This window comes from Siphonobacter sp. BAB-5385 (assembly GCF_002261125.1).
Classification (GTDB): Bacteria; Bacteroidota; Bacteroidia; order Cytophagales; family Spirosomataceae; genus Siphonobacter.
The window spans coordinates 9,609-35,997 of sequence record NZ_NMPS01000036.1 but is presented as its reverse complement, the minus strand read 5'-3'; the positions used below and the strand labels follow the sequence as shown (position 1 = coordinate 35,997).

The 26,389-nt window shown below is 47.3% G+C and carries 26 protein-coding genes; 16 read left to right on the top strand and 10 right to left on the bottom strand.

The window, feature by feature from the left end:
* The first annotated feature begins 356 nt into the window (after window positions 1–356).
* Both BWI93_RS03195 and BWI93_RS03190 read left to right on the top strand, forming a co-directional pair.
* Complete coding sequence (locus BWI93_RS03195) at window positions 357–1,265, top strand: hypothetical protein (protein ID WP_094808723.1); 909 nt, start codon at window positions 357–359, stop codon at window positions 1,263–1,265.
* Window positions 1,252–1,515 (top strand): hypothetical protein, encoded by a 264-nt coding sequence (locus tag BWI93_RS03190; RefSeq protein WP_094808722.1) that lies wholly within the window; start codon window positions 1,252–1,254, stop codon window positions 1,513–1,515. Before BWI93_RS03195 ends, BWI93_RS03190 begins: the two co-directional genes overlap by 14 nt.
* 28 nt (window positions 1,516–1,543) lie before the next feature.
* On the opposite strand, the gene BWI93_RS03185 is transcribed toward BWI93_RS03190, so the two are convergent.
* The 10 genes from BWI93_RS03185 to BWI93_RS03130 form a co-directional block, all read right to left on the bottom strand.
* On the bottom strand, window positions 1,544–2,374 hold the full coding sequence (locus BWI93_RS03185) for a hypothetical protein (RefSeq protein ID WP_094808721.1): 831 nt from the start codon (window positions 2,372–2,374) through the stop codon (window positions 1,544–1,546).
* Between the two features lie 329 nt (window positions 2,375–2,703).
* Window positions 2,704–3,789, bottom strand: coding sequence for a hypothetical protein (locus tag BWI93_RS03175; RefSeq protein WP_094808719.1), 1,086 nt, complete (start codon window positions 3,787–3,789; stop codon window positions 2,704–2,706).
* Entirely contained in the window at window positions 3,789–5,186 is a 1,398-nt protein-coding gene (locus tag BWI93_RS03170) for a phage portal protein (RefSeq protein ID WP_094808718.1), read from the bottom strand. Before BWI93_RS03170 ends, BWI93_RS03175 begins: the two co-directional genes overlap by 1 nt.
* An 8-nt stretch (window positions 5,187–5,194) precedes the next feature.
* A complete protein-coding gene (locus BWI93_RS03165; protein ID WP_094808717.1) occupies window positions 5,195–6,748 on the bottom strand; it encodes a hypothetical protein in 1,554 nt (517 codons plus the stop codon).
* The gene (locus tag BWI93_RS03160; protein ID WP_094808716.1) at window positions 6,745–7,290 is read right to left on the bottom strand and encodes a terminase small subunit; all 546 of its coding nucleotides are present in this window, start codon (window positions 7,288–7,290) and stop codon (window positions 6,745–6,747) included. Before BWI93_RS03160 ends, BWI93_RS03165 begins: the two co-directional genes overlap by 4 nt.
* Window positions 7,291–7,632: 342 nt before the next feature.
* Window positions 7,633–7,821, bottom strand: coding sequence for a hypothetical protein (locus BWI93_RS03150; protein WP_094808714.1), 189 nt, complete (start codon window positions 7,819–7,821; stop codon window positions 7,633–7,635).
* Between the two features lie 97 nt (window positions 7,822–7,918).
* Window positions 7,919–8,353 (bottom strand): hypothetical protein, encoded by a 435-nt coding sequence (locus BWI93_RS03145; protein WP_094808713.1) that lies wholly within the window; start codon window positions 8,351–8,353, stop codon window positions 7,919–7,921.
* Entirely contained in the window at window positions 8,337–8,789 is a 453-nt protein-coding gene (locus BWI93_RS03140; RefSeq protein ID WP_094808712.1) for a hypothetical protein, read from the bottom strand. Before BWI93_RS03140 ends, BWI93_RS03145 begins: the two co-directional genes overlap by 17 nt.
* A 35-nt stretch (window positions 8,790–8,824) precedes the next feature.
* Entirely contained in the window at window positions 8,825–9,292 is a 468-nt protein-coding gene (locus BWI93_RS03135; protein WP_094808711.1) for a D-Ala-D-Ala carboxypeptidase family metallohydrolase, read from the bottom strand.
* Window positions 9,292–11,544 carry a hypothetical protein gene (locus tag BWI93_RS03130; protein ID WP_094808710.1) on the bottom strand — a complete coding sequence of 751 codons (2,253 nt, stop codon included), beginning with the start codon at window positions 11,542–11,544 and terminating at the stop codon, window positions 9,292–9,294. Before BWI93_RS03130 ends, BWI93_RS03135 begins: the two co-directional genes overlap by 1 nt.
* Window positions 11,545–11,823: 279 nt before the next feature.
* On the opposite strand from BWI93_RS03130, the gene BWI93_RS03125 reads away from it, so the two are divergent.
* The 14 genes from BWI93_RS03125 to BWI93_RS03070 all read left to right on the top strand — a co-directional run bounded on the left by BWI93_RS03125 (window position 11,824) and on the right by BWI93_RS03070 (window position 26,388).
* On the top strand, window positions 11,824–12,453 hold the full coding sequence (locus tag BWI93_RS03125) for a hypothetical protein (protein ID WP_094808709.1): 630 nt from the start codon (window positions 11,824–11,826) through the stop codon (window positions 12,451–12,453).
* A 2-nt stretch (window positions 12,454–12,455) separates the two neighbouring features.
* Window positions 12,456–12,854, top strand: a complete 399-nt coding sequence (locus BWI93_RS03120) for a hypothetical protein (protein WP_094808708.1) — start codon at window positions 12,456–12,458, stop codon at window positions 12,852–12,854.
* A gap of 4 nt (window positions 12,855–12,858) precedes the next feature.
* Window positions 12,859–13,938: a major capsid protein gene (locus BWI93_RS03115; RefSeq protein WP_094808707.1), complete on the top strand. Its 1,080-nt coding sequence runs from the start codon at window positions 12,859–12,861 to the stop codon at window positions 13,936–13,938.
* The gene (locus BWI93_RS03110) at window positions 13,938–14,345 is read left to right on the top strand and encodes a hypothetical protein (protein ID WP_094808706.1); all 408 of its coding nucleotides are present in this window, start codon (window positions 13,938–13,940) and stop codon (window positions 14,343–14,345) included. The genes BWI93_RS03115 and BWI93_RS03110 overlap by 1 nt, the downstream gene beginning before the upstream one ends.
* A 13-nt stretch (window positions 14,346–14,358) precedes the next feature.
* Window positions 14,359–14,757, top strand: coding sequence for a DUF6706 family protein (locus BWI93_RS29375; protein ID WP_094808705.1), 399 nt, complete (start codon window positions 14,359–14,361; stop codon window positions 14,755–14,757).
* Window positions 14,679–14,999 (top strand): hypothetical protein, encoded by a 321-nt coding sequence (locus tag BWI93_RS27630; protein ID WP_176454114.1) that lies wholly within the window; start codon window positions 14,679–14,681, stop codon window positions 14,997–14,999. Before BWI93_RS29375 ends, BWI93_RS27630 begins: the two co-directional genes overlap by 79 nt.
* Window positions 14,990–15,451 carry a hypothetical protein gene (locus BWI93_RS03100; RefSeq protein WP_094808704.1) on the top strand — a complete coding sequence of 154 codons (462 nt, stop codon included), beginning with the start codon at window positions 14,990–14,992 and terminating at the stop codon, window positions 15,449–15,451. The genes BWI93_RS27630 and BWI93_RS03100 overlap by 10 nt, the downstream gene beginning before the upstream one ends.
* Window positions 15,448–15,858 (top strand): hypothetical protein, encoded by a 411-nt coding sequence (locus BWI93_RS03095; RefSeq protein ID WP_094808703.1) that lies wholly within the window; start codon window positions 15,448–15,450, stop codon window positions 15,856–15,858. Before BWI93_RS03100 ends, BWI93_RS03095 begins: the two co-directional genes overlap by 4 nt.
* A 21-nt stretch (window positions 15,859–15,879) precedes the next feature.
* Window positions 15,880–16,383, top strand: coding sequence for a hypothetical protein (locus BWI93_RS03090; protein ID WP_094808702.1), 504 nt, complete (start codon window positions 15,880–15,882; stop codon window positions 16,381–16,383).
* 58 nt (window positions 16,384–16,441) lie between these two features.
* Window positions 16,442–16,954 carry a hypothetical protein gene (locus BWI93_RS27380; RefSeq protein ID WP_141217335.1) on the top strand — a complete coding sequence of 171 codons (513 nt, stop codon included), beginning with the start codon at window positions 16,442–16,444 and terminating at the stop codon, window positions 16,952–16,954.
* A gap of 86 nt (window positions 16,955–17,040) precedes the next feature.
* Window positions 17,041–17,175, top strand: coding sequence for a hypothetical protein (locus BWI93_RS28460; RefSeq protein ID WP_255157692.1), 135 nt, complete (start codon window positions 17,041–17,043; stop codon window positions 17,173–17,175).
* Window positions 17,172–21,707, top strand: a complete 4,536-nt coding sequence (locus tag BWI93_RS03080) for a tape measure protein (protein WP_094808701.1) — start codon at window positions 17,172–17,174, stop codon at window positions 21,705–21,707. Before BWI93_RS28460 ends, BWI93_RS03080 begins: the two co-directional genes overlap by 4 nt.
* Entirely contained in the window at window positions 21,707–22,900 is a 1,194-nt protein-coding gene (locus BWI93_RS03075) for a hypothetical protein (RefSeq protein ID WP_094808700.1), read from the top strand. Before BWI93_RS03080 ends, BWI93_RS03075 begins: the two co-directional genes overlap by 1 nt.
* Window positions 22,885–26,388, top strand: a complete 3,504-nt coding sequence (locus BWI93_RS03070; protein ID WP_094808699.1) for a hypothetical protein — start codon at window positions 22,885–22,887, stop codon at window positions 26,386–26,388. Before BWI93_RS03075 ends, BWI93_RS03070 begins: the two co-directional genes overlap by 16 nt.
* The last annotated feature ends 1 nt before the right edge of the window (window position 26,389 follow it).

Sequence of the window (26,389 nt, the reverse complement as noted above, 5' to 3'; positions counted from 1 at the left end):
ATAGTAGCTTTTACATCGTCATAATCAACGTCCCCATACTTGTCACGAGTTTGAGTCCACCACTCGTGAAGAGTGTCTTCAGTCATCTGATTATTTCTAATTTGTTCGGCGTACAATTCAATGAAGTGATTAGCAGCCTTTTCGATTTGATCTTCCATAGTGTTTTGCCAGATAATGGTTATTCAACAATAAGTGCCTTTTCAGGGGCAAGGTGGGGGTATCCTTTTCTGGATTACTTACAAATCCGGCATTTATAAAATCCACATTGACTGGGAGTATCGCCATTCATCCCAAGACGCCTATGAGGTTGCTCAGTATTTCAGTATATTGGGGTTCTAATTAACCTACATACTTAGATGTTTGATTTTTACTTTCAGTCAGGTGAGTTTGGCGGATCAGGTGGAACAGACTGGTGGAGTGTTAGTGCTACTTTTTTGGGTTCTTTGATTGGGGCAGGAATTGGTGTTGGAGGTGCTATTTGGGTTTTTAAAAAAGGTAAAGAGGTTGAAGCACAGGTAAGAGAAGAAGAAAAACTACGAAGAGAACAACAGCAAATTCAACATTTTTATTTTTTGATAAGAGAATCTTTGGCAACTATTAAAGCAAATTTTGATGGTTTAGATTCTATGAGAGAAGGTTACGAAAAAACTTCTAAAACATATTTCCCTAAATACGTATTACTTGAAAACAATTTCCTCACAAGATTAATTGATAAAATCAATCAAGATTCTCTATATGAGACATTAACTAACCAGTCGAATATTTCTAGAATAAATAGTATTTATGCTCTGATTGATAATATCAAAATGCAGTATAGCAAATTAGAAAAATTAATGCAAGATGCAACAAAAGAAGATTTTTCTTTAAAGATGAAGTTTATTGAAAGCTTTCAGAAAAATATTAATTATGCTATGGAAACATTGGTTATTGAATCACCAGATACTATTACATACAAAAACACTCAAGAAATTTTAAGAAAATATACCGACAATGAAATAAATACATGTACGAACGATGGAAAAGTAGATTTTTCTCTTTATGATAAAAAAATTATCATCCCTTTAATACTAGCTATTACAGACGGGAACGAAATCCAAAATAAAAGATATTTAAAGCAATTAATGCAATTAAAAAAATGCAGAAGTTTACTTACACCTTTAGTATCGCATAATGAGCAAGCCTATTTAGCAATACATGATATTAAAAACAATATAGAAAAAACGATATCTGAATTAAAACCTTTGATATTCAATGAAACCAACTGAAAATCAAATCGAAAAAGCCATTGAGGAGATTAGGAAGAAACTCGATCAACTTGGCATTACCAAAGCGGCTAATTTCCCCCAGAAGGAAGGTTACACTGAGGCTGTCGACATCTTAGCCGAGGATCGACAAACCTACGAGGGCATTGATAAGCTTGAAACCGTACAGGGGCGAGCGATTGCCGTATTGGCGGTGGATTTCCTCAACGGCGAGTGTGACCAAAAGATGCTTTGCGGCGTACCTTTGAAATAAGGATGGGAAAGGACTTACTATAAGCTATTTAAAATTTTCTTGCAAAAGTAAGACCTATAGAGAATGAGTGATTCTCTTTAAACAAAGGCTCTTCAAAACCTTTATTATATGTTAAGTTCAACCCAAAGAATGGATGAAAATAAATATCAGCCTTTATGGTATTATAAAACAGTCTGTTGTGCAATAAATCTCCAGATTTATCACTAAAAATCCAATTATATTTAAATCTACCTGAAATTTTTATTACTTTAAACTCCATGTCATTTCCTTCGACTTTTGCACTAGCTTTTATTAATTCTCCTTTTATAAACAAGGGAAAAGTAAGCCTTCCATAATACGCTTTATCTTGCTCAGGATTTGCTCTAAATCCATTTGCAATAGATGCTCCAATGATTGCATGAAATCCCCCATTTTGCCATATTTCATAGTCAATCAATGGTGAAAATGAAAAGTAAGTTAAACTTTTCTTCAAATCCCTACTACTTACAAATTCTGGACCCATTTCGCATAAAAAAGTAAAAACACCAAGGCTAGTCTTTTCAAAATCATAGGCAAACCCATTCATCAATCCTAAAGATATATTATTAGGAGAGCTGGCTATAGATGTACCTACATTTATATCCATAGTGGGCTTAAAATAATAACCCCACTTACTTCCCTTAAAAGGTCTATTAACAAAATAAAATCCACCAGCCGATTCGGAAACACCCGGAGTTCTATTAAGATCTATTAGAACATTAAAAGATGTTGAATCATCTCCGACGTATGTCTTACCATAACCTATGGAAAATATATTATCTTGCCCAAAAGCGACAAAATCGATCATAAATAGAACCAGATAAATCAATAGTCTTTTCATAGGATAGGCAATACAATAGGATTATATAATGCATCAATATAATCAATGACACTCTCAACAGTTGTTAAGCTTGCATACAGCTTATTTGTCAACAAAGTTGAACTTATCATTGAGAATTTTTCACCCAACCTTCTACCTAGTCTTGCTTTAGATGACGATGAAATGTATTTATCCAATCTAGCCGGCACCTTTATTTCATCAACAGTGTATCTACTGTTTTGGGAAATCACCTCAATTACAGCTTTAGTAATCTCATCTTTTGTCATTATTAACATAGGTTTTTGTTTCTACCTATGCAATAAGCTAAATCTCAGAAGCAATTTGAATACCTATTTATAGGTAAATCGTAATCCCTTGTCAATTCTACCTTCGTTGAAATTATCGCGGATAAAGTAGGGTTGACTTTTAGCCCTAAGCAGCCGTTTCCGGTTCTGATCCACCCAGTCAGTGAAGCCCTGCGGCATTTCAGTAACCAGGTTCCCCGATTTGAATTGAGAAAGGTCTTCTCCGTTGAGGATCATTTGGGTAAGCGTACGCATCTCCTCGGACGTGGCAAGGATAGAAACAACGTAGCATCTGCAGTTAGGGTGCCAGCCGACGAACTTAAAGTTTTTAGGGTACCTGCCCTTCAACGGTTCGCAGACATCGCAGGGATACGGATTGTTTGACCGGCGCACCTCAATTCCGACTACGAAATCAAGCTGATTCCAGCGCTCATGATCCGAGGCCCGGTAAGCCATATTAATTTCCGTCCGGGTCATGCGTTGCGCGTTCTTATACGAACTACGATATACGCCCTGGCCGGGATGGTAGGCTTTGGCCGCTTTAGAGAGCACCAGCTGGCCACGCTTGTTGCGCACCCGGCGAAAGAGCTTGTCTGGCTCGTTGAGGTATTCGCGGACATCGCGGCTTAGCTCATCAGCAGACCGGCCCTCCCCGATGCCGATGTCGAGAGCCAGCTCCATTTCTTCCTTGAACTGTTGGGTATAGTTCCAGACGCGACTGGACAGATTCATTCCGGACACTTTTCGTTTTTGGAAGGTGGCAAGGGCTGAGAGGTTCTGAGCCTCGTAGCGGGCTAGCAACTTGGCGGGAATCTTCGTCGTATCGAGTACCGAGGCCACCAACGCATCGTTTTTCAAATTGGCAAACTCCCATTCTGCCTGAGTGCCTTCCAGCGTCACAGCTTCGATTCGTTCAGCCATATCGGCTAAGAGCTTCTTTACCTGTTCTCGTATTACCGGATAGTCATCAAAGGAAAAAAGCTTCTCAGGGTCAACTTTTAGCGATTTGCCTAAGCGGGTTATTTCCCTGACCACTGCCTCATAAATGGCCGTAATCCGATTGGCGTACTGCTCAGTACGCATGAAGTGCCGAAGCTCCCAGTCAGATACTTTGAACGCTTGTTTGGCCATTAGAACGCGGATTCGGTGACATCAAAACTCCGCTCCTGCTGGCTTTCTACCTGCATTTGCTTCATCTCCTCATCGACGTTATCAACCAAGCCGGAAAGAGCCGTAGCGGTCTTCTTTGAGATGAGCGGTTTTCCGCCGTTGGCCGTCACCAAACGGCTCACCAGACCTGCCTCATCGTCAATGATGAAGGGTTGAATCTCGGTTTCGATATCAATCGCCGAAACGTCAGCCTTTAGGCTAGTTGCCATCATGCCCACGAAGGCTTTCACGATATTGGTACGACGCTCGAGGTACGCATCGAAGACCCGTTGCTTCTTTTTGACCTTCAAGTGGGCATCGAGAAAGAGCATTTTAAGTGCTACGCCGCTGATTTCTCCTAAACCTTTCACCGCCTCAAAAGAAATGTCAGGCGTTTGGGTCAATGAGAATAAAAACCGGAGCAGCGTTTCGATTTCAAGCTTAATAGCCTCCGGGGCATGGTTCCAGGAAAGGTATTCAGCTTTGGCCCCGTTTTTGGCTTGAAGCAGCTTACCCGTTTCGCCCTTTTTAGCCATGTTTGTCAGCTCACCAGTAACTAAAATCGTCGGGGATCCGTGGTAATCGTCTGTATCGGCAAAGTTGGAAAGCAAATATTCTAGGCGTTTAATGATCGATTCAACGTTTGACCATTCGACCTCCTTCTGACGGCCGTATACAATGGGTATTTTGCCAATGACGTTGTTCTCCCGGGAAACTTCCTCCCACTCACCTGCAGCCCCTTCTTTCCAGATAATCTTTTCGGCTTCCGTGTAAGTTTCGAAGTAGTTGATCTTTTTGCCTTCGTCATCGAGAAGGATATAGGCTCGACTGAAAGCGATCATATCGCCCGTTTCGTCAAAAAGCGGATACAGCTCGTTCCCGTCCCAGGGATTAAATGCCATAACCCGAAGCTTGAAGGGCGTTTTAAAGCCGTAATCCTCGTGCTCAGCGTCTTTCTTAACCGGAAACCAGCACTCCGCCACTTCCGTGGATTTGAACATCTCTAGGGCGATTTCTGCGTTGAAGCTGGAAATTTTATTATCCTTGAAAATGCGGTTGATTGCTCCCAGCACCTTCTTTTGTCCTTCTCCCTGGGGATCGCAGACTACTTTAGGAGGAAGACCAAATAGAAAGCTTACCGCCCGCTCGGTGATAAGCTCCTGGAATGAGAAACCTAAACGATTCACTTTCTCGACGCCACCATCGGCTAAAGGTTTATCAGGACGTTTGGCCGTATCAAACACCTCATGCCGCTTAACGTCGTATTGCTTTTTAAACTCTTCTACCGTGGGAAGTGTGCGTTTACCTTTCAGCAGCTCGACTGCTTTTTTAATATCCTTGCCTTTGACGATTGCGGCTTTTAAGTCAGTTAGGTTCATAGCTGTGATTAGAAAAACATTCCGGTTAAATTCTGAGGTGCTGATACAGTAGCTGGGTAGAAGGTGTTAGCCAGGGCGTCAAATTCATCCGGTGAGCGGCTTAGACGTTTGACTATTTCGTCTTTCGGTTCGATGATGATGGAGCCATTCGATTGAAACTTCCATTTGATTTCAGTTGCTTCCTCCAGCAGTGAAGCCCTTGGAGGAAGCATGGCGTTCTGGTTATTACGAGGGTTAAGCCAATCCCGTACGGCCCAGAACAGATAAGCCCGCATATTGGCAAATTTGTACTGGCCTGTGACATCGGTTAGGAGTTCTTCGCTTTCGTCCTTAGCTGCTTCGCTGTACTTACAAGAAGCGATTTGTTCGACTAGGCCCAACTCTTCCAGACGGGAGTACACGCCAGCTCCTTCGCCGATGGTATCGATTAGGGCAATGGCCCGTTTATCTTTATCCAGATGATGCTTCACGGCTCCGGCAATTTCCATGTGGTTAGCCCGGCCGCCGGAGTTCTTCTTCCGGATCTTGCTTACGATGTTGTCATGCCGATGAACGAAGCAGGAACTATCTCGGCCCATGCCTGCTACGTCAACGCCGATACGCTGCAGGCCCGGATACTGATTGACGCGGTAGGTTTTATGGTATTTTTCCCAGCGTTGGTTAGCCAGTTCAATCCACTGCTCGGGTATCAACGAGTCCTCGCCTACTTTAGGAAATTTGCCAAGAATCTTAATTCGGCATAAGTCCTCGGGGCGGTATAGCTTACCGTCGAACTCGAAATCGTCTTCTTCCTCGGTGAACTCGTCCGGGCGTATTTCTTTGGCCCAGAGTTCCAGCTTATCCTTCACCCACTCGTAATCAACCTGACCCGGAATGATTTGCTTTTTGGCCAGTACGTTAGGCGCGGAAAGAGAGGAAAGCCGGAACCGGGACCAGCGTTCGCCTTTCTGGCTTTTAGCGGCGTATCCGATCGTAGTGTTAGGGTTGAATACGATCAGGATCCGGGAGTTGCCTTGTAGGTTACCTTCTATAGCTGCAAACGTATCGTCTGAAATACCAGAAGCCTCCGTGATAGCGAACATGGTGTTTACGGCATGAAAGCCAGACCATGCCTCGTGATTGTGTTCATCCGCTTTAAAACCCGTGAGAAACCACTCTTCGTTATCGGTTCGAATGTCGTAGGCGTTAAGCCGACCCGGGAACAGCACCCCGTTTCGCTTGGCCCGGTTGAAAAGCCGCGAAATCTCAGGCATCATGATGTTTTTCACCTGACGATCGGTCGGAGCCGTAAGGGCTACTTTCGTGTTTTCGATAAGCTCTTTGCCTCGCCATTTCGGCGTCAGGTACATAAAGCAAATCGCGGCTACGGCCGTTACGAAGTCTTTACCGCGAGCCGTACCAGATGCCACGGATGTACGCGGATTATGTTGTACGCTGGAAAGTATAGCTTCCTGCTCTTTGTCCAGATTAACGCTCAAAGCTTCTCGGGCAAATTTGCACCAGTCCTCTGTCCAAGCACGGACCTGATTCTCTCCCTGCTTTTCGAATTCCTGTTCACTCATTTTACCTGGTTTACTTGCTGTAAGAAATCACCAAACCCCTTATTCAGACTCTCTCCTTTCGTGGTATGATCCTGCTTGACTGGGGCGTCGTAACCCATTACCTTTCGAATGCCTTCCAAGGCTCTGAGCTTGTCCCAGAGCTTGATCTTTTTAGTCTCGCCAATAGGAATGCCCATTTCCTTCATTTCTTCGGTCTCGGAGCTAGCCAAGGCGGCGGCTTCATCTTCGGTTAGATCTACTACCTCTTTAAGCGAACCATTTTCATTGAAATAACACCGAAGATCAGCGAAGGCAATTCGAGCGTATTCAAGCAGCACCCGCTCTTTATTGATCAAGTACTTATTTTCAAGCTGCTGATTAAGCTGGGATTTTCTTTCCTCGATATAAGCTTTGATGTGTGGACGTTGAAGCAGCTGGGCAGCCTGCTCATTGGCCGTCCGAAGCGAATAGCCGGCACGGATAGCCGCCTGAGTACCGTTCAAATCAATCAGGTACTCATCGCAAAACCGCTTCTGTTTTTCCGATAATTTAACTTCTGCCATGGCGTCTTTCCTCCATTAGGCTATTCATGAAATCTGTAATTTCCTGAAGGCACTTGCAATCAAAGAGTGTATGGGCCTCAGGTAATAAGGTGTACTTCCGCCAAGCGCCGTAGTATTTGATCTCTGCCAGCTTATTGCCGTATCGCAGACTCTGCACTTCAAATATTTTCGTCTTCCCTGTGTCCCGAATCTGGACAAACTTGAGGTAGGTTTTAAATGGTGATGACATACTTTTATGCGTTTCCCTTTTTTCTCGTACAAACCCAAGCAAAGGCAACCGTGCAAACCACCATACCCGCGAAAGACGTGATTGCCAAATAGTATTCGTGCTCCATAGAGGTTTCATTTAACAGTTAAGATGATTACTCCCGCCCCCACCAGTACGCCGCCAGCCCCTTTAAGTTTGCCAACCAGCTTAAGGCGTTTAATCTGCCGGCGTAGATCGGCTTCATTCATTTTCCAGAGCCGGCGGTCAAGATCACTCAGCTCGTCAGCAAGGCCGCGGCCCCGCTTTTCAAGTTCAAGGGCCATACGAGTAGCTCTTAGGGCTTCACTGCTGGCGAAGGCCACCGGTTTTATAGCCTCGTATAGAATGGCTGAGTCCTCTAAGGCTCTTAGGTACCACTCGTCAACGAGAACCTGTTTTTCTGGACTGCTGGGCTTGTCTTGAGCGGTAGATTCGCTCCCTGAGATACAGACGAGCCAGAGAGTCATTGCCGCGGCGAATGCTGTCAGTGATTTCATTGAAAGTGGTCAGTACAGAGTCCAATTGAAAGTTTTTGGCTTTGACGGTATCGGCGATAACGACCCGTAGAGAATCATTTTTCTTCTGCTCAATCAACTTTTCGTTCTTAAGCTTTTCGATTTGCCGACGATCGTAAGCCCGTTTTGCATCAATGCCATAGTACGTGGCTATTGTCATCACAGCGAAAATGATAGCTGCAAAAAGGATGCGGCCTTTATGGTCATCTACCCAGTCCCATATCGCAATCCCCCACTTTTTTAGTAGTCCTTTAGTCCAGGGCCACCAGATTTCACTTACCCATTTAAATATCTTGTTCATCGTCTTTATCGGTTTTAGGTTGTTGGACCATAGCGTCATATCCGCGGCGTAGGGCGGCAATGGCCCGTACCGGATCCAGTTCGAATTTGGTACCCCAGCGGATGAGCAGTTTGGCGATGTTCATCCCCAGAAGGCCCATCATGAAGGCAAAGCCAGGCATAAGAGCCAGTGGAAACACCCACTCTTTGACAACCCAAGGCAAGGCGTTGATCGCTTTTGTGACGATCAGAAGGGCAAGCGGAGTCATGAATATGGCCGTTAGCCCTCCGATGATGATATTGATAAACCCCAGCAGGGCCGCATATCCTAATTCTTTCATTTTGCCGTGTTGTGCTAGGTCTACCCAGAAAGCCATGTTGCCGCCAGCGATCCCGACAAGGGAGCCCACGAGAATAGCTATAAGCAAGGGTAGGTCAATCCCAATAAATTCTTTCATTCTATCAGCGGCTAGCCAGTCTTAGGAGTGGGTAATTAGTTGTAGGGCACGTAGGTAGTCTTCCCGTTTACCTTGGTAGCCTTGAGGATTTCACGTCTGTTGCCCTCTTTTACGAGTGATACATGCACCCAGTCCGGATCTTCGCCCGTACCGAATTCCCAGATGAGCTGATCAAAAGCCAGATACTTTCGGATGTACTCGAATAAGTCCCGATTCTGTACGCCGTTTACGCCCGAGCCAAGGTCCAGATCCATCGCTTCACCTTTTACGTGCTGCGAACTGCGAGCGCCGCCAATAGCAGAATTCAGTTTAGAAGACCGATAAAAGGACGTAACTGGGATCGGTATATTGAAGTGTTCCCGAAGCGGCGTATGCACCCGGTCGGCCACGTAAGCCATTCGTTTCAGCGTCTCAGTGCCAGGTGTATTATCGATGCCTAGTCGAGCCGCCGTAGCACTGGCTGTAGCCTCTTTGTAGCTTACGAAGGTGCTGATCTTTTTCATCAGATTTCAACCGTAAAAGAGTGAACGGTAAGCGGCTCGAGCGTCCGATTGAACGTCTTTCCGTTGTACCGAATAAGTACCTGTTGCGGTTTACCAGCGTTATGGAAGGGCTGACCAGCAGTAGCTACTACCCAGAGTTTGCCCTTTAGATAAGCCGCCCTGATAAAGCCTCGGGGTTCCAAGTGTGCATCTGGATTTGTTCCGGTACGTGGAGTGTCTTTCACCCAGGTCTTGCCACCGTCGAGGCTGAATTCAAGCTGGATGTTGTACTGGGTAGCCGGATTGTTCAGGAACTCGTTATAGGAATACAGACGAACTTTGCCCAGCTCTAAGGCATAGTTTGAGGGAAGCCAGGGGCGGCCGTCGGTCCACAGGTGAGCACCGCCCCCAAAGCGGTAGGTTCCTGTAACACCCGCCCACACCGGGAAGCTCTCCTGAATCCACTCACCTACTTGTAACCAGTTCCAGGAAGTCCAGACTTCGCCGTTATCGTAGTATCGACGTTCTTCACCATTGTCCCCACCTTCATAAACTGGCATGTACCATTCAAATACAGAAGGTTTGTATCCAGCAGGCAGCGTACGCAAGAAGCCATCGGTCCAATCCAGTTTAGCACCGATTGTTTTGATGATTGATTTTAGGCCGTACTCTTTTTCAGAAGCGTAGGGCTTGCCGGAACCGATTACTGATTCATAGTGTGGCGGGTTATCCCATTCCTGTCGCGGCGTACGGAAGTAAGGAACGGTACCCTGCGTAATGTCTACACCTGCTCCGCGGAAAGCTTCAAATCGAGGACCAGGGCCAACGTGTAGCTCTGGCCGGTTGGGACTGCCCCCACCTTCAACGGCGTTATTGCTGTGAGCTCCCGCGTAAACCAGAAAGCGTTGGTTCGGAAATTTCTTACGGGAGTATTTAACCGCCTGAGCGATGGCCTGAACGCCGCCCCAGGTAAAGAAATCACCGCTTTCAAAGTCGAGATCCAGAATTGCCGGGCGGTCACCCCAGCCAACGGCCTGCATGATGCCCATGAGATAGCCAGCCACGCGTTCATTTAGCTCGTGCTGGCTGTTTGGAAATGGATTGGGGTCTTCTTCGCCGTTTGCTAAACGTGGTTTGCGGGGCCAAATATCATCCAAGGCATTCTGGTACATCATTCGGTAAGCCCCGATGTGCTTAGGAATATTGTAGGCTTTCATGAGCTCGCCCATTTGCTCATATTTCAACCCCTTAGGATTCCATTTATCATTATAAGGCCCCCCGTACACCGCATCCAGATTCAGGTGCATATGGGTAATCATGCCTTTGCGGGCAAACTCGGCTTGTACGGGAAACGGAACGTCTGATTGCAGAATGTTGATGGCCCCATCTGCCAAACGGTAAACGGGGATTTGCTCTAATCCTTTAGAAGGGTCGTACTTAATAGCTCGTATTTCACCTTCTTGAGTTTCGGGCTGCGGTTCTACGGGCTTATTAGGCCCGTTAGGCTTTCCCGGCTGGCTGTGCTCGCCAGTTTCATCGGGCTCTTCTACGATTGGAGCTTTGTAGATGAAATCCGCGAAGTTTTCGGTTTCTTTTGGATTGGCGTAATCATTTACGTAGAGCCGTAACGTCTCGCCATCTTTCAAAACCTCCCGTTTATCGTATAAGGATACTTCGATATCACCTTCAGCATCAACTTTCAAACGGCCGTCGTTCCAACCATGAATGAATTCGCCGCCTTTGTAAGCGTCGCCCCTGCTTACTGACCAATTAAAGCGTTCTGCAGAGCCGTAATTGGATAGACCCGCCAATACAGAATAACCGTCCATCTCGGCGTTATGAATCTCAATCTTCTTACTCAGCTCACCCGCTTCGTACGCAAAATCAATGAAAGCTTCTAACCCTTGTACGCCGGGTAGGGCCAGATACAACCGGTAACTTACCCCGTTACGCAGCTTGCTCTTGAAAGGATTAAGGTCGATCTCTACGAAGGTGTTCTTCACTTCTAGGTTTTCCCGATCGCCTTCGATGAACTTAGGGTTGGCTACGTAAGCGTCTCCTTCATAAATCGACCAGTTCAGTTTCGCTCCTTCTTCGACGTTGCCAACCTGGGCTTTGAGGTTCGTAGCATCGCTGGCAAAGAGCTTAATCTTGATTTGCTTACCCGGCGTCTCTCCTTTTACTGCCTGCTGGTACTTATCGGCAGAAATCTCCTGAACGCTGGTCGGCGTTCCGTTTGTCTGCTCAATTGCGAAGTACTTTTTGTCAGCCATTTGCAAATATTTTAACGAGTTCAATACTGTTCATAAACACAAAACAAGCGAATACATAATCAATAAAATCAGCCTATAATTAATTGATTCATAAGCCATAATTAACCAAATAATCTTTCTTATTATAATTATTTATTTATTTCCAAAGAAGTCACTATTTACCATTAACTATCTGATTATTAAATACTTAACACAAACGAAAGTATCAAAAAATATTTGCAAAGTATTTTTTATTTATATTTTTGTGTCCAGCTAATAAAAACACTAATAAGCCAAATAATGAAGGATAAAATAAAGGAGCGACTGAAGGCTAAATTCTCAGGCGTTAATCTTTCAGAAAAAAGGATGGACGCAATTGCGGACAAACTTAAGGTGAGTGAAGAATCTGAAATCGACGATAAGCTGGACGAGCTTAATGAGTTGTTTCCTTTTGCCGATATGGCTAAACACGATGATCGTGAACGTGCCAAAGAAGCCTTCGATAAAAAGAAGCAAGAGCAGCCAAAACCGGACAACGCTAAAGTCGAGGAACCCCAAAAAGAGAGTGGTACGGAAGAAATGCCCGCTTGGTTCAAAGCATACTCTGATAAAGTAGATCAGCGCTTAGGTGCAATCGAAACGGGTAAGCAAACGGACACTCGGAAAAGTAAACTCGCTGAAACGCTTTCTGGCTTTTCGGACACCTACAAGAAGATCGTCGAGAAGAACTTTAGCAAAATGGCCTTCGCCAATGATGACGAGTTCGACGCTTTCTTAGCAGATGTGAAAACTGATGGGGCAGACTTTCAGCAAACAGAAGCTAACACTGGACTTGGCAGCGTCACAAAACCCGCCCAGTCAGGATCTAGCTCTGTTAAGGTGGCATCGAAGGACGATGCTGTCGTTAAGGGCGTAATGAACGCGATTTAAACATGGCAACAACGAATCTCATCAACGATCCAACGTCAATCGTCTCAGGCAAGGACTCTGTAGTTGTTCCCCTGGTACTTGATACCATCCCGGGCGGTCGAACACTGGATGTAACTGGTTTTACGCCTACCGTCATTCAGGCTGGGCATATGATCATCCGGGAAACTGCCACTAAGGAATTTAAACCCATGCCTTTAAACGTTGGAGCCACGGCGTATGCCGCTTTACCAACCGGGCATGAGTACGTTGGTGTTCTGATTTCCAGCATTCCAACCAAAAAAGCAATGGCGGGAATCGTTACTCACGGTCGAGTAAACCCTGCTGCGGCCCCTTTTCCTATGTCATCAATCCTGGCAGCAGTTAAAACCGCTCTGCCTCTTATCGATTTCCGGGAGGACTAAATAAATGGATCAGTCACTTTTCATAGACTGGGTAAGAAAATACTTCCCGGCAATTGTAATTAGCGTAACTGAGCGGGTAAACGGTACGGGTAACCCCTTAACTTACCTGCATAAAACGCTATTACGTAAAGAATTCTCCGTTTCTGGTAAATGGGAAGCTCTTTCTGCCTCAAATACTCGGGTTATGGCCGACATCGTGGCCATGGATTCAGTATTGCCGCTGAAAATCCGGGATTCAATCGGGAAGGCTTCTGGCGACATTCCTAAAATGGGTATGGAGCTTAAGCTTACGGAGCAGCAACTCACGGATCTGGATACGCTGGTAGCTTTAAAAGCTTCTGAGCAACAAATTCTCACTAAGTTGTTTGCTGATACCAGTAAAGCAATTACAGGTATTCATGAACGTAACGAAGCTATTTTCCTGCAAGGTGTTTCTACGGGCGTTGGTCTGGTAGAAGACGATAAAAACGTAGGGGTAGGTATTCGCCTGGATTACGGGTACTTGACGGCTAACAAATTTGGCGTTAGCACCTTGTGGTCAACGCCTGCAACGGCTAAACCGCTTGATGATCTCCAAAAGATGATCGACAAGTCTAAAAAAGACGGCCGGGCGATTATCAAATTCTATACGGACAGCTTCGCGTTCCGGAATATGGCAGCTACCACTCAAGTGAAAGAGCAGTATGCTTTTATTAAAGGATTCGTCGGTTCAAATATGCCGATTCCTGATTTAGAGCAGGTGAATGAAGTGTTGCAGCGGAAGTTTGGAGCTACGATTGAACTAGTGGACCGTTCGGTGATCTTCGAGAAAAACACTGTTCAAACCTCGTATAAGCCCTGGGAAGAAGGTGCTTTTGTAGCCATCACCAGCCCCCAAGTTGGTATGCTCACGTATGCTACTTTGGCTGAGAAAAACCACCCTTTTGCTGGCGCTGTGTACGAAGAGTCAGATGATTACATTCTGGTTTCCAAATACCGCACCAACAAGCCCTTGGCTGAATTTACCAGTTCTCAGGCCCGCGTTGTTCCTGTAATCGTAGCGGAAGGTATCTATCTGTTGAACACTAAAACCGTTCAAGCATAATGGCAAAGTCAACATACGTGGTACTTCAGGAATTCCGCGATAAGGACAACTTCGATAAGAAGTACGAAGTAGGCGAAGAAGTAAGCTTTGATGGACAGCGTCTGGAGACTCTAACTGGTCTGGGGCTGATCCAGCAAAAAGGGGGTGAAAAAGCCTCGGACCCTAGTAAAACCGATGAGGACAAGCAGACCGTTTTCACCGAAGTCCCAACACCACCTTACAAAATTGGAGATACTTGGCAGAAAGGTCAGGAGGTTTTCAAGGCGGTAAAAGGGAAGGCTAAGAACGGAAAATTCGCCGATGCTGACTGGGAATTAGTACAGGCAGAACCTACCCCTCCTGCCGATAATACCGGCGAGGGTGGAGAGGGCAACGGTACTGGCGGTTCAAATCCTTTACTGGACTAACGGAGTACCCTATATGGCAACAATACGGGAAGTTTTGGTTGATAGGTTTTCTGAGTTGGATGTAGAGCTCTCTACCGTTAAGGTGGAGACTCTACTCACCGACTCGGACTTAAACGGCGATACTACGTATAGTAAAGATCGTAAGAAGGATATTGACCTAATCATCGCCCATTACATACCCGTTTTGTTGAATCGAGCTGATGTAGCTGAGGGCGGCTTTTCGGTCAAATATGACCGTAACAGCCTGCTTACTTATTACAACTACCTATGTGCTCAGTTGGAAATCGAAAATGTTTTCACTGCAGCTCCGGTTGTACAGGACCGCTCGAATCTATGGCGAAGCAGTATGCATACGAGCTTTGGGTATTTCAAGTCAGTGAAAGCTACCAGAATGGTAACGGAGACTGGGTAGAAGGTACGTCTGAGTGGGTAAACGTTTCAAAATGCCGGGACGAATCTAACTCACAGGGCCAGAGCATTAATCTGGTTGATGGGTCGTCTTATCGATTTGAATCACTCATCCAGTTGCCTAAAAAAGCACCCAAGGTGGAAGCCGGGGCCAGGGTTGAAGTCCGAGACGGTACAGAAGTTCGCTTATCGGCGATAGTGAAACGTTTCTCAAAAGATCAACTACACTCCCGGATATGGGTATAAAGCCGAAGTTCACCAAGGCAGAAATCCGGTCAACGTTTGTGCAACGGAAAGACCGCATTGAGCAGGCTATTCTAGCGACGCTGATGTATCTGGGTGAAATGTGCGTAAACCATGCACGCTCGGTTAATACCTATCAGGATCAAACCGGTAATCTTCGAAACAGTATTGGCTACATCATTGTCAAAAACGGCAGGACGATAGCTTCTTCCTTTGTCAAGTCGGTTACGGGAACAGTTGAAAGTGATGAGGACGGCGTAAAGATTGGCAGGGGTCTAGCCAGAGAATTAGCTAAGCAGCACAATACCGGTTATGCTCTCATTGTGGTGGCTGGTATGAATTACGCGGCTGCGGTAGAATCGAAAGGCTTTGACGTGTTAAGCTCTGCTGAGCACCTGGCTGAAAAAGAGTTTCCCCGAATGATCCGGGATCTGAAATTGCAAATCGCGGCATGAGAACCACCTTTGATCAGGAAGATATATTGTATTCCATACTGGCTACATCTGCTGTCAAAGCCGCTGTGTCTGGTGGGATATACAAGCAAATCCGACCTGATGATTCCAAGATGGAAGATGTGGTAATCAATTCGCTTCCCATTGATCAAGGCTCCGTACAACGCAGTACAGCAAACGTCAATGTGTACGTGCCCGATATCCAGATTAAGATCAACGGAAAGAACCAGTATCAGCCTAATACCACCCGCCTCAAAGCGCTTACAGCCCTCATAGTTCCTGCTTTACAAGAGCGGTATTCGTCCGAAAAGTGGAATTTCTGGATTAGTAATCAAACGACGTTCCGAGAGCAGGAAATCAATCAGCATTACTTGAATCTTAGAATCGAGTTCAAGTTTCATAATTCGTAATCACCTTATTTTCAAATTGATATGGCAAGCGTAGTTACGTTAGGTTTAGCCTCAATTGAAGTAGGCGCTGTAGCTGCTGACGGAGGTCCCGGCACTACTCTTACTTCCCTGGGATACACGTTCGAGGATTCCTGCACCATGACTCAGGATGATCCGGAAGTCAATGAGTTTTTCGCCGAAGAGGTTGAAGACCCCATTGTGCGGAAAATGAAAAAAGGCCGGACTACGTTCGCCTGGCAACTCATGGACCCCGACGCGGAAACGCTTCAAAAAATCTTTGGAGGTACTGTTTCATCCGGTACTCCGAAAACGTGGAGTGCTCCGGATGTCACCCCTTCTATCGAACAGACGGTTAAAATCACACCTCACGAAGGTTTGGTTATCACCATCCCTCGAGGCTCACTGGTAGCCAAAGTAAATGCTCAGTTTAGCCGCAAAGGTATGTTCCTGGTTGACATTTCCGTTGTGCCGCTAAAGCCCAAGAAGGCCGGTGTCGGTACGATGCAGGCAACTAATCCGGCTTAATTATCCCCGACTATAAAAGCCTTGGATCACTCTGGGGCTTTTATGTAATTACCCACCTATGGAGGTCAATCCTGAAGTGTTTGATGCCTTACAGGCTGAAAAACAAGAGCTCGACATATTGATCGAAAACGGCGTCAAATTCAAGACGCCCATTCGGAGCTGGCTACGCTTCCTGAGTAAAACCAAAGAGCGAACCTTCATTATCCAGCAACCCTATTTAGGCACTCTGGATTACATCACCGCTGAGTATATCCGGATGGATTTCTCAGAGGAGCGAATTAAAGAGGATCCGCTCGGCGAATCGAAACGGCTGGCCTTGGTGAATGCCAAACGCTGTGCTCGCATCATCGCCCTGTGCATTCTCAACGGTAAGCTAAAAATAGCTCTGTTCTCGGGTGTGTTGACGCAGTATCTGCTTTGGCGGTTAACCCCTTCCAAGCTATTCCAGATTGCTCTATTGATCAACACGATGAGCAACATCGCGGATTTTACAAACTCTATCAGATTGATGTCCACAAACCCAAGGGCGACAGCTCCGGATCTGATAGAGAAGAAGGAGCCAAAGGCCTAAAAAGCCCTTTTGGTACGCGCGGGGCCATTTGTGCGCATTATGGCTGGTCTTGGGAATACCTGCACTGGGGACTTCGCTGGCCAATCATGCAACGAGTTCTCATCGATGCCCCTGGCTACGAGATGCCTAAGCCGGAAGAGAAAGAGGTCAAGGAAAAGAAAAAGCTGACCAAGCAGAATGCCAAGGACATCATGAATTACATCAATAGTCTTGACTCATGAATAATTCGGGACCACTCGATTTTGAAGCCGATATCGACGATAGTTTTTTCAATCGAAAGATTGACGAGATGCAACGTCGTATCCTGGGTTTCGGAACGTACGTTACCAACGAAACGGGCAAAATCGATAAGGGTTTCAAGGGCATTAGTCAATCTGCAGTACACTTTACTACTCAGCTGAGCGATGTTCCAGGCCAGATGAGTAAAGCCAGAAGCGAGGTAAGAGCGTTTGATGGAGCTTTGGGTTCAATCCGTGGCTTACCTCCTATCCTGAACCGTCAAATCAGCGATGCTCAGCGGGGCTTTGAAGGCTATTCCCGTACGGTACGTTCTGAGAACGATAGAATTGGCCAGAGCTTCAAGATGATGAGCCAGTTGGCCGCCGGCTATTTGACGTTTGCATCCCTTCAGCAGCTTCCCGGTGAAATCATTAAGGTAAGAGGTCAATACCAGCAATTGGAGATTGCCTTTACCACCATGCTGAGCAGTAAGGCAAAAGCAGATGCCTTGCTTGCTGATGTAGTCCAGTTTGCCGCTAAAACGCCGTATGGTTTAACAGATACTGCACAAGGGGCTAAGCAGCTACTTGCATATGGAGAGCAGGCCGAGAAGATTATTCCGGCGCTCGTTAAACTTGGAGATATAGCTGCGGGTATTGGAGCCCCTTTAAATGACATCGTTTATCTGTACGGTACCACGATGACTCAGGGCCGTCTGTATACGCAGGATTTAAATCAGTTCACAGGCCGCGGCATCCCGATGATTCGGGAACTGGCTAAGCAGTTCGGGGTAGCCGAAAGTAAAGTCAGGGATCTGGTCGAACAGGGGAAAGTAGGCTTTCCGGAAGTGCAAAAGGTCATTGATAATTTGACCAAAAGCGGCTCGATGTTCGGCGGCCTTATGGAAGCTCAGTCCAAATCGTTAACAGGGCTTACCGCCCAACTTTCTGATGCCTGGAAAGGAATGCTTAACGAAATAGGCAAGAGCAATGAGGGTATCCTGGCTTCCGGGATTGGTGCAGCCGCTACCCTGGTTGAGAATTACGAGAAGGTCATTGATGTTCTCAAAGTGATGGTGGCCACGTACGGCGCTTACCGTACCGCCATTCTTGCCGTTGCAGTCGTTGAACAGGTTAGGGCTGCCATGACGACTGTCGAGACGATTAAGAAGTTCAATGGAGCCAGCATGGTGGCTGTTCAGGTCACCCGGCAGTTGACCGTAGCCCAAGCCGCTCAAGTAGTCGTATCTCAAGCCGCTACTCGTGCGCAGACTGCGCTTAATGCTTCTATCCTCGCCAATCCTTACGTTCTGGCCGCTACCCTACTTACGGGGTTGATCACCGCCGTGGTAGTATTCCGCAACGAGGCAACCCAGGCAGAAAAAGTACAGGAGCGGTTAAGCGAAGCCATGAACCGAGCCACGGAACAGGCGTCATCTGAAATTGCAAAAATCGAGGTCCTTAAGACTCAAATCAACAACGAGAATCTCAGCCGCGACGAGCGGAATAAAAAGCTGCAGGAGCTTATTCGGTTATCGCCGGAACACCTCAAAACCTTGACGCTTGAAAACGTTGCTACCGCCGACGGTACGACTGCGCTCAATACGTACATCGAGGCTTTGAAGCGAAAGCTTGAACTGCAGGAGATTGAGAAAGAGCTTACGGATTCAATCAACCGGCAACGAGCTGCTCGGGACGGTGAAAACGATTTGCCTTTCCTTGAAAAGCTGAAACTCGGTTTAACACAGACGGGAAGTATGACGGGCGTACCAAGCCAGAACCGAAATTTCGGAGCTGAGGCGGCTGATGCTACCCGAAAGTACAACGATCGGATCGTCAAGGATGAGGATGCCATACAGGCAAAGCTTAAGGAGCGGGTTAAAACGATTTCCGAAGTGGGCAAGGCTACCACAGCAACCGAAGGCGGCAATCAGAAAGCCGTAGCTAAAACGGTTGAATGGTACGATGCTCAGATTAAATCTCTTAAAGAGCAGCAGGCCCAGAGTGCTACCTCCCGGGCCGAGTTTGATAAGTTCCAGAAGCAAATTGATGCCCTTGAGAAATCCCGTAACCGGTTGACGGGCCAGAAGACTAAAGCCGATAAAGATGCGGAAAAGGTTGGTCCGATGGGTAGTCTTTCCTACTGGGAAAATGTAGCTAAGAAAGCCCAGGAGGTCATCGATAAAACCCCTGAAACCAATAAAGGGGTATTGGCCCGGCAAAACGCCATTAAGCTGGATGCTGAGCGCAAAGCGGCCGCTATCCGGAAAACCCTTGAGGTGAAAACCTTTGAAGATGAACTCGCTGAGAAGAAAAAGCAGTATGAGCTCTACACCAAATGGGTTGAGTTCGTAGATAAACAATCCGCCGACGAGCGGTTCAGCGATTTGCTCAAAAATGGTAATACGTATGCTGATTACCTTAAAGGTGAGATCGGTAAGCTCAAAGCCCTTGAGGACGAGGGTACTATTTCCGTTGAGGGTTCAAAGAACCTGGTCTCGTTGAATATCCAGTATCAGGAAGCTACGGGTGCTAAAACGGCCATCGATCTGTTCCGGGAAAGCCTCACCCGTGCCAAAGATGAAGCGAAGAACCTCACGGACTACCTGACCGAATTAAAAGCGAAACAGGACAGCCTGGAAGGCGACACTACTGATTACGGCTTTGAAGCCCGACAGGCACTAGCTGAGGAAATCAATACAACCGAAAAGCAGCGTAAAGAGCAACTGGCGCAATTCCTCAATCAGGTTCTCGGATCCGAGGAGCAACGGCTTGCGGTGTCAAAGAGATACGCTGACCTCAGAGCGGCACTTGAGAAAAAATTCAACAACGATCGAGGGGCCGAATATCAGAAAGCTTTAAAGGCCATCAACACGGCTGAAAAGCGTGAATATGAAGATTTAGCTATCCAACAGGCCGAAGCTTCTCAGGCCTTCAAAGACCTGAATAAGGTAATCGATGCCCAGGGCCGGGAAGCACTAAAGATTCGTATTACTCGTCTGAAAGCTTACCTAAAAGAGCTGGAAACTACGGTAGGTAAAGAAAGTGAGCTGTTTAAGCAGACTGCCAATGAAATTAAAGATTTGGGCTTTGAGCTTAATCGGGAAACACTTGACGACTACCGGGTATTTGCAACTCTAGCCGGTGATCTGGGCGAAGCCCTTTCGCAGGTAAACGGTGGCTTAGGTGAAACAGGGCGATTGCTTTCGGGCATTTCCTCCCAGGCCAACCTGGTAACGATTGCCTTTGACGAATCAGCTTCCAAAACGGATAAAATCGCTGCCGGCATCTCGGGTGTGATTGGGTTGATTGATATTATCGCTTCATCAGCTCGCCAGCGTAAACAGGCAGAGGAAGAGTATTACCGCTCAGTCATCGCCCAGCAACAGCAATACAACATTCTTCTTAATGACCAGGTTGGGCTACAGTCCGAGCTGAATGAATCGGTTTTCGTTAAGGATTTCCAAGGCCGGCTTAAGGACGGTATTGCTAAGCTCAATGATGCCAACGAGGGATATCAGGAAGCACTGGATAAGCTCACGAATGGTCGGGCCAAAGCTGGCCAGAAAAACGCCGTGGACGGTGCTAACATTGGTAAAGGCATTGGTGCTGGCGCAGCGGCCGGGGCGGCTATCGGCTCAATTGTCCCCGTTATCGGAACTGCGGTTGGAGCCATTGCCGGCGGTATTGTTGGTGGCATCGTAGGGCTCTTTGGGGGTAAGAAGAAAAAGGATGAGTGGGGTTCCCTGCTTGAAATGTATCCGGACCTGGTCAAAGAGGCCGCCGACGGCTGGGAAGAACTCGATGAAGAACTGGCGCAGACTCTCATTGATCAGAACCTGGTGGATGAGAATACGAAACTTCTGTTGCAAAACACGATTGAGTGGATGCAGCAGATTGAAGAAGCCAAGGAGCAGGTTAAGAATGTGGTTTCTGAGCTGGCCGGCTCCCTGGGTAATACGTTACGGGATTCACTGGTAACGGCCTTCAAAGAAGGTACAGATGCTGCTCAGGCCTTCGGTGATAGCGTGTCTAAAATCCTTGAAGACATGCTTAAACAACTCATCTTCAATCAGGTCTTCTCGGCCAGCTTTAAAAAGCTCCAGGACGAAATGATTGCCTCTTACGGTCCAGATGGTGACGGCAGCTGGATTGATGACTTCGGTAGATTCTTTAGTGAAGCTAAACCATTACAGGACCAGCTGTTTGCGATGATGGAGGATGCCCGAGAAGCAGCAGCTAAATATGGCCTTGACATCTTTCAAAAATCTGCCTCTGGTAAAGATGCCGCGAATAAGGCTTTGTCTGGAGCTATCAAAGGTGTATCTGAGGAAACAGCGTCGGTCCTTGCTGGCCAGATGAATGCCATCCGGATCAATGGTGCAGAAACGCTATTCACCATGAAAATGGCACTAACTCAGCTTACCGAAATTGCCGCGTATTCTCGCTATATGCGGTTTTTGGAAAGCATTGATGAAAAGTTGGGTTCGATTCAATCATCAGACCCCCTACGCTCGAAAGGAATTACAGGATAATGGCAGAGAACGATAAAATACTGGATATCCCATTTAACGACCCGGACGGATCGGATGAGGCGCATGACCAGTCCGATAACCAGGCGAACGCGGCTCTCATCGGAGCACGATTCACGCAAGGGCGGGTAAATCGGGCGGTCAATTTTCCTGGAGAGGGGCGGGCTGAGATTACTCAAAAGCTGATTCCACTGGATGGCGAATACACCTTTACCTGCTGGGTGATCGCTGATGAGTTTGTGGATGGTCCAAATGCTTCCTGGATATTATTCAAGTTTCCCGGCGAAGGAAATTACGTCTATGTGGATTTACACTCCCCCATGACGAGCTGGACCTACGTTGCCATCATTCAGGAAACCGATAAGGTCAGTGTGTATCTGAATTCACGTTTTGTGGGGTCAGAAGAGTTTCCGCCCGAATGGGGAGCACCTACGGGCTGGTGTCTGCTCAACGACAACCCTTTCAACGGGACGGGTCACAGCAGCTATGAAGATTTGACGATTTACCAGGGCATTAATTCCGGTGAGATCATTACCCCTCCCGTTGCAAACATGGAAGTTACCTACTCAGTAAATGGACGCAATTTCAAAGATTTTGGCGTCTGGGTGTCAGAATCCGATGGGGTAATTGACAACCTGAATATGAAGGAGCCCTTCAAGGTAGAATGGGACGAATATCACGGCGAAGTAATTGATTTGAACCGGCCGCGCTACGATGTGCGCGAGATTTCCCTTTCCTGCTTCATTGAGGGCGTAGGCCGGGATGAGTTTCTGGATCGGGTGAAAAACTTCCTGGCTGAGTTCACCAAACCGGGTACTCAGCGCCTGATGATTCAGGTTCACTCGAGCAAACCCCTGGTGTATGAGGTGTATTGCCGGGAATCGGTCAACCTGCAGAAAAAATGGTCGGATGACCTTATGGTTGGAACGTTCGTTCTCAAGCTCCGTGAGCCCGAACCCGTTAAAAGGGTCCTCAAATTCACGGGTACTGGCACCGCTACGATTACGCTGACTTCCAAATGGATGACCAGCATTTACTGGGGTGACGGCTCAAAAACCCGTAACGTCTACGGTACCAACAAAACCGTTTCCCACAATTTCACGACCGGCGGAGATCATTACATCATTGTTGCTGGCATGATTGAAGAGATGACCGGATTTAGCTCGAACGCACCCATTGTATGGAATCAGTTGTAATCATAAAAGCCAACGGTACCGAGTTACCACTCATGCAGCAGGAGCCCGTCATCACCGTGACGAAGGCTCAGCAGTACCGTGAGCTTTTGGGGGAAGATCGGGTAATCGTATCTGTTGAATCAACCGCTCCTCTAGATATTGAAATTGGAGATAAGGTAATCGCTTTCGGCGAAGAGTACGTACTCAACGTCATGCCCGTTGCCCGCAAAAACAGCGCCCGTAAATTCGTCTACGATCTGACCTTTGAAGGTCCTCAGTACGAGCTATTGAAGGTCGTGTATTTCAACACGGATATCAACGGCGTGAATACCTCCAATGAATTCTCGCTGACGGGTGATTTGCAGATGTTTGCTAACGTGCTCATCAATAACATTACCCGGGTGTTCGGCTCAAAGTGGACCCTGGGTAGCGTTGAGACTTCCATTGTCAAAACCCTCTCCTTTTCAAACGAGAACTGTCTGGCCGTACTGCAAAAGATCTGTCAGGAATACAACACGGAGTTCGAAATCATCCGCTCTGCTGGCGGGAACCGAACCCTGAGCTTTAAAAAGGTTGGGCAGCTACTCGGCCACATTTACGAGTACGGCCGCGCTGGCGGTCTGTACAATTTGAAACGCGAAACGGTTTCCGATAAGAATTTCATTACCCGCCTTTATGCGTTCGGGGGAGAGAAAAACCTGAAATCCAATTATCGGAATTTCTCGCCGCGGCTGCGGATGAACACGTCAGGCAGTTACTTAGAAAATGCCGCCGCCAAAGCCGCCTTTGGACTTATCGAAGGCTCCAAAAACTTTGATGAAATCTACCCGCATCGCACGGGAACCGTCACGGCTCTGGGCGGTGATAAGCTCACCTTTACAGATGCGGGGATGGATTTCGACCTGAGTGAAATCGTACCCGGCAGCACGACGACCGTAAACGGGAAAGAAGTCAGTCAAACCAAGTGGTTGATTCAGGGTGTATCGGCAAAAGTGCATTTCAACACAGGCAATTTGGCGGGTTACGAATTCGAGATTGCCAAGTACGCTCACGCTAGTAAAACCTTCACGCTCCTACCCTTCAAGGATGAGCGGGGCCTTGAGTTTCCGGGTGATTCCGGGGCGTTCTCGATTGCCGCCGGTGATAAGTATGTGCTACTTGACATTGTCATGCCTGATAGCTACGTGGCCACTGCCGAAGCGGAACTACAGGCCAAAGCCCAGGAATACCTGGATGACAATTCCGCGCCTCGGGTGCAGTACAGCCTTGAGGTAGATGAGATGTACCTCTCTGACTTTGCCACGGAGGGAGCCCTGACGAATTTCTACGCCCTGGGTGATCAGTTGCAAATCAAGGACGCTGACCTTTTCATCGATAAGGCTAGTCGCATTATTTCCTTCTACCGGGATTTGCGATACCCGTACCGCTATACGGTCAACATCGCCGATACGTACAACGTAACGCTGATTGAGCGGATCATTGCCGATAATTCGGATACCAAAACCATTATCCGGATTAATGACCTCAGGGACGCGGCCCGGGCACGTTATGGCTGGCGTACCACCCAGGAGCTGCTGTCGATGATTTTCGATACGGACGGCTACTTTACCGATGGCCACATCAAGCCCGAGAGCATCGAAACCATGATGCTGGTTGTAGGAGCTAAGTCGGGGCAGTTCATCTTAAATGTAGTCATCGAGCCTAATTACCAGGGCAACTTCAACGTCGTAAAGGTGAATGCGGGAACGCTTACTCACTATACGATTGAGGAAACGATTCGTACTTGGCAGATTCAGATTCAGACCTACACGATCTCAGATAACGCGGCCCGCTACATCTACGCCAAGTGCAGCAAGACGAATTACTCCGATGGCAACATCATTTTCTCGACCGCCCAGATTAAGCCCGACGACGATCCGAATTATTACCACTTCCTAGTAGGTGTTCTACATGCGGTGGATACCACGCTCGGGGTTCGCTGGTACAGTCTGACGTACGGGGCTACCAGCATCAACGGCCGGTTCATCAAAACGGGACGCATCCAAAGCTTTGACGGCACTACCTACTTTGATCTGGACGCAGGCGAGATAGCTGGTTACATCAAGTTCATCCGCTCTGACGGTACGGTAAAAGACATTGCCGAAGTTGATCAGGATCTGAAAGACTTCGTGGATGTGGTCTACGCTGGCGATAAAGAGGAGCTGCAGGAGCAAATCAATAAAAAGGTGGAAACCTGGTTTCAGGATACGAACCCTGCTACCTGGCCCGCAGAAGACCGGGCGCAGCATACAGGCGACATCTGGTACAAAACCAATACCAACGAGGCTTTCCGCTATGATGGCGCTTCGAACGCTTGGAATCCTATTAAGGATAAAGACGCATTGGCGGCCCTGGCCAATGCGGCCAAAGCGCAGGATACGGCCGATGGCAAGCGGACTACGTTCGTAGGGGCCTCAAATCCCGTCCCACCCTATCAGATTGGGGACATCTGGCTCAAAGAAGACAAAATCCTTTTACGATCGGTAGCGAACCGGCTGGAAGGTCAGGCATTTAATCCGCTCGACTGGGTAGAAGGCACTTACTACGACAACACCGTTACGACCATTGATGGAGGCATTGTCACCTCTGGCCGCATCCAGTTGGCTGGCGTGAACGGTTCGATTTTGGCTGGTATATCCGGAGAAGGTACGACGGACGCTTCTATACGGTTCTGGGCCGGCGCCTCGTACGGTAATCGGGGTATTGCTCCGTTCCGGGTAAACCAAGGGGGCGAGATGTGGGCCAGAAAACGAATCGAGCTTTTAAATGAAAACAACGTTGGAGAGGCTGGAATTTCTGGCTCTAATACATCAGCTGACGGATCTATTCGCTTTTGGGCAGGAACTCCTTACGAGAATCGAGGAAATGCCCCTTATCGGGTTTTGGCGGACGGAACTTTCTTCGCTACTAAGGGCCAGATAGGCAATATGCGGATTGCTGACGGGGGACTATCCAATTTGAATGCTTCGAACGCTTTCATTGGTCAAGCCAACGTAGTTCTGGAAAGCTCTACCGTTAAGGCCCGTATTGGTACCAACGTATTCTCAGCGGCGACGGGCATTACGGCTGCTGGCTACTTCTATAACTCGGGTAATGGGTCTGCGGACTATGCACTCATTGTGGAAGGTAAGGCCAAATTTGACCAGCTTGTATTAACGGGTAAGCCTTACCTACACGTCAGTGCGGGCTCAGGCTTAACAACGATTAATCCTGATCTGTACGACGTGGTATTCGTGAATAATCCACCTTCAGGCGGTCTAGACAATAGTTTCCAAGTCTCAGCAAGCTCGAATATTTCCCCTGGCAAAACGATAGCGTTTGTGAGCATGCGCAACGAGTCCTTTTATATAATCAATACCATCAGAGGTACCAGCTCTAACCTTCAATTCAATGGCGGTAGCATCGTCACAATCGTCTACGCTCCGGACAACAAATGGTACATCCAAAGTAACTATGACAACAACTGGTAAG

Excerpts from the sequence above, each read along its gene's own strand:
- BWI93_RS03195 (WP_094808723.1), top strand. The coding sequence starts at position 357 with ATGTTTGATTTTTACTTTCAGTCAGGTGAGTTTGGCGGATCAGGTGGA.
- BWI93_RS03190 (WP_094808722.1), top strand. The coding sequence starts at position 1,252 with ATGAAACCAACTGAAAATCAAATCGAAAAAGCCATTGAGGAGATTAGG.
- BWI93_RS03185 (WP_094808721.1), bottom strand. The coding sequence starts at position 2,374 with ATGAAAAGACTATTGATTTATCTGGTTCTATTTATGATCGATTTTGTC.
- BWI93_RS03175 (WP_094808719.1), bottom strand. The coding sequence starts at position 3,789 with ATGGCCAAACAAGCGTTCAAAGTATCTGACTGGGAGCTTCGGCACTTC.
- BWI93_RS03170 (WP_094808718.1), bottom strand. The coding sequence starts at position 5,186 with ATGAACCTAACTGACTTAAAAGCCGCAATCGTCAAAGGCAAGGATATT.
- BWI93_RS03165 (WP_094808717.1), bottom strand. The coding sequence starts at position 6,748 with ATGAGTGAACAGGAATTCGAAAAGCAGGGAGAGAATCAGGTCCGTGCT.
- BWI93_RS03160 (WP_094808716.1), bottom strand. The coding sequence starts at position 7,290 with ATGGCAGAAGTTAAATTATCGGAAAAACAGAAGCGGTTTTGCGATGAG.
- BWI93_RS03150 (WP_094808714.1), bottom strand. The coding sequence starts at position 7,821 with ATGGCCCTTGAACTTGAAAAGCGGGGCCGCGGCCTTGCTGACGAGCTG.
- BWI93_RS03145 (WP_094808713.1), bottom strand. The coding sequence starts at position 8,353 with ATGAACAAGATATTTAAATGGGTAAGTGAAATCTGGTGGCCCTGGACT.
- BWI93_RS03140 (WP_094808712.1), bottom strand. The coding sequence starts at position 8,789 with ATGAAAGAATTTATTGGGATTGACCTACCCTTGCTTATAGCTATTCTC.
- BWI93_RS03135 (WP_094808711.1), bottom strand. The coding sequence starts at position 9,292 with ATGAAAAAGATCAGCACCTTCGTAAGCTACAAAGAGGCTACAGCCAGT.
- BWI93_RS03130 (WP_094808710.1), bottom strand. The coding sequence starts at position 11,544 with ATGGCTGACAAAAAGTACTTCGCAATTGAGCAGACAAACGGAACGCCG.
- BWI93_RS03125 (WP_094808709.1), top strand. The coding sequence starts at position 11,824 with ATGAAGGATAAAATAAAGGAGCGACTGAAGGCTAAATTCTCAGGCGTT.
- BWI93_RS03120 (WP_094808708.1), top strand. The coding sequence starts at position 12,456 with ATGGCAACAACGAATCTCATCAACGATCCAACGTCAATCGTCTCAGGC.
- BWI93_RS03115 (WP_094808707.1), top strand. The coding sequence starts at position 12,859 with ATGGATCAGTCACTTTTCATAGACTGGGTAAGAAAATACTTCCCGGCA.
- BWI93_RS03110 (WP_094808706.1), top strand. The coding sequence starts at position 13,938 with ATGGCAAAGTCAACATACGTGGTACTTCAGGAATTCCGCGATAAGGAC.
- BWI93_RS29375 (WP_094808705.1), top strand. The coding sequence starts at position 14,359 with ATGGCAACAATACGGGAAGTTTTGGTTGATAGGTTTTCTGAGTTGGAT.
- BWI93_RS27630 (WP_176454114.1), top strand. The coding sequence starts at position 14,679 with ATGGCGAAGCAGTATGCATACGAGCTTTGGGTATTTCAAGTCAGTGAA.
- BWI93_RS03100 (WP_094808704.1), top strand. The coding sequence starts at position 14,990 with ATGGGTATAAAGCCGAAGTTCACCAAGGCAGAAATCCGGTCAACGTTT.
- BWI93_RS03095 (WP_094808703.1), top strand. The coding sequence starts at position 15,448 with ATGAGAACCACCTTTGATCAGGAAGATATATTGTATTCCATACTGGCT.
- BWI93_RS03090 (WP_094808702.1), top strand. The coding sequence starts at position 15,880 with ATGGCAAGCGTAGTTACGTTAGGTTTAGCCTCAATTGAAGTAGGCGCT.
- BWI93_RS27380 (WP_141217335.1), top strand. The coding sequence starts at position 16,442 with ATGGAGGTCAATCCTGAAGTGTTTGATGCCTTACAGGCTGAAAAACAA.
- BWI93_RS28460 (WP_255157692.1), top strand. The coding sequence starts at position 17,041 with ATGCAACGAGTTCTCATCGATGCCCCTGGCTACGAGATGCCTAAGCCG.
- BWI93_RS03080 (WP_094808701.1), top strand. The coding sequence starts at position 17,172 with ATGAATAATTCGGGACCACTCGATTTTGAAGCCGATATCGACGATAGT.
- BWI93_RS03075 (WP_094808700.1), top strand. The coding sequence starts at position 21,707 with ATGGCAGAGAACGATAAAATACTGGATATCCCATTTAACGACCCGGAC.
- BWI93_RS03070 (WP_094808699.1), top strand. The coding sequence starts at position 22,885 with ATGGAATCAGTTGTAATCATAAAAGCCAACGGTACCGAGTTACCACTC.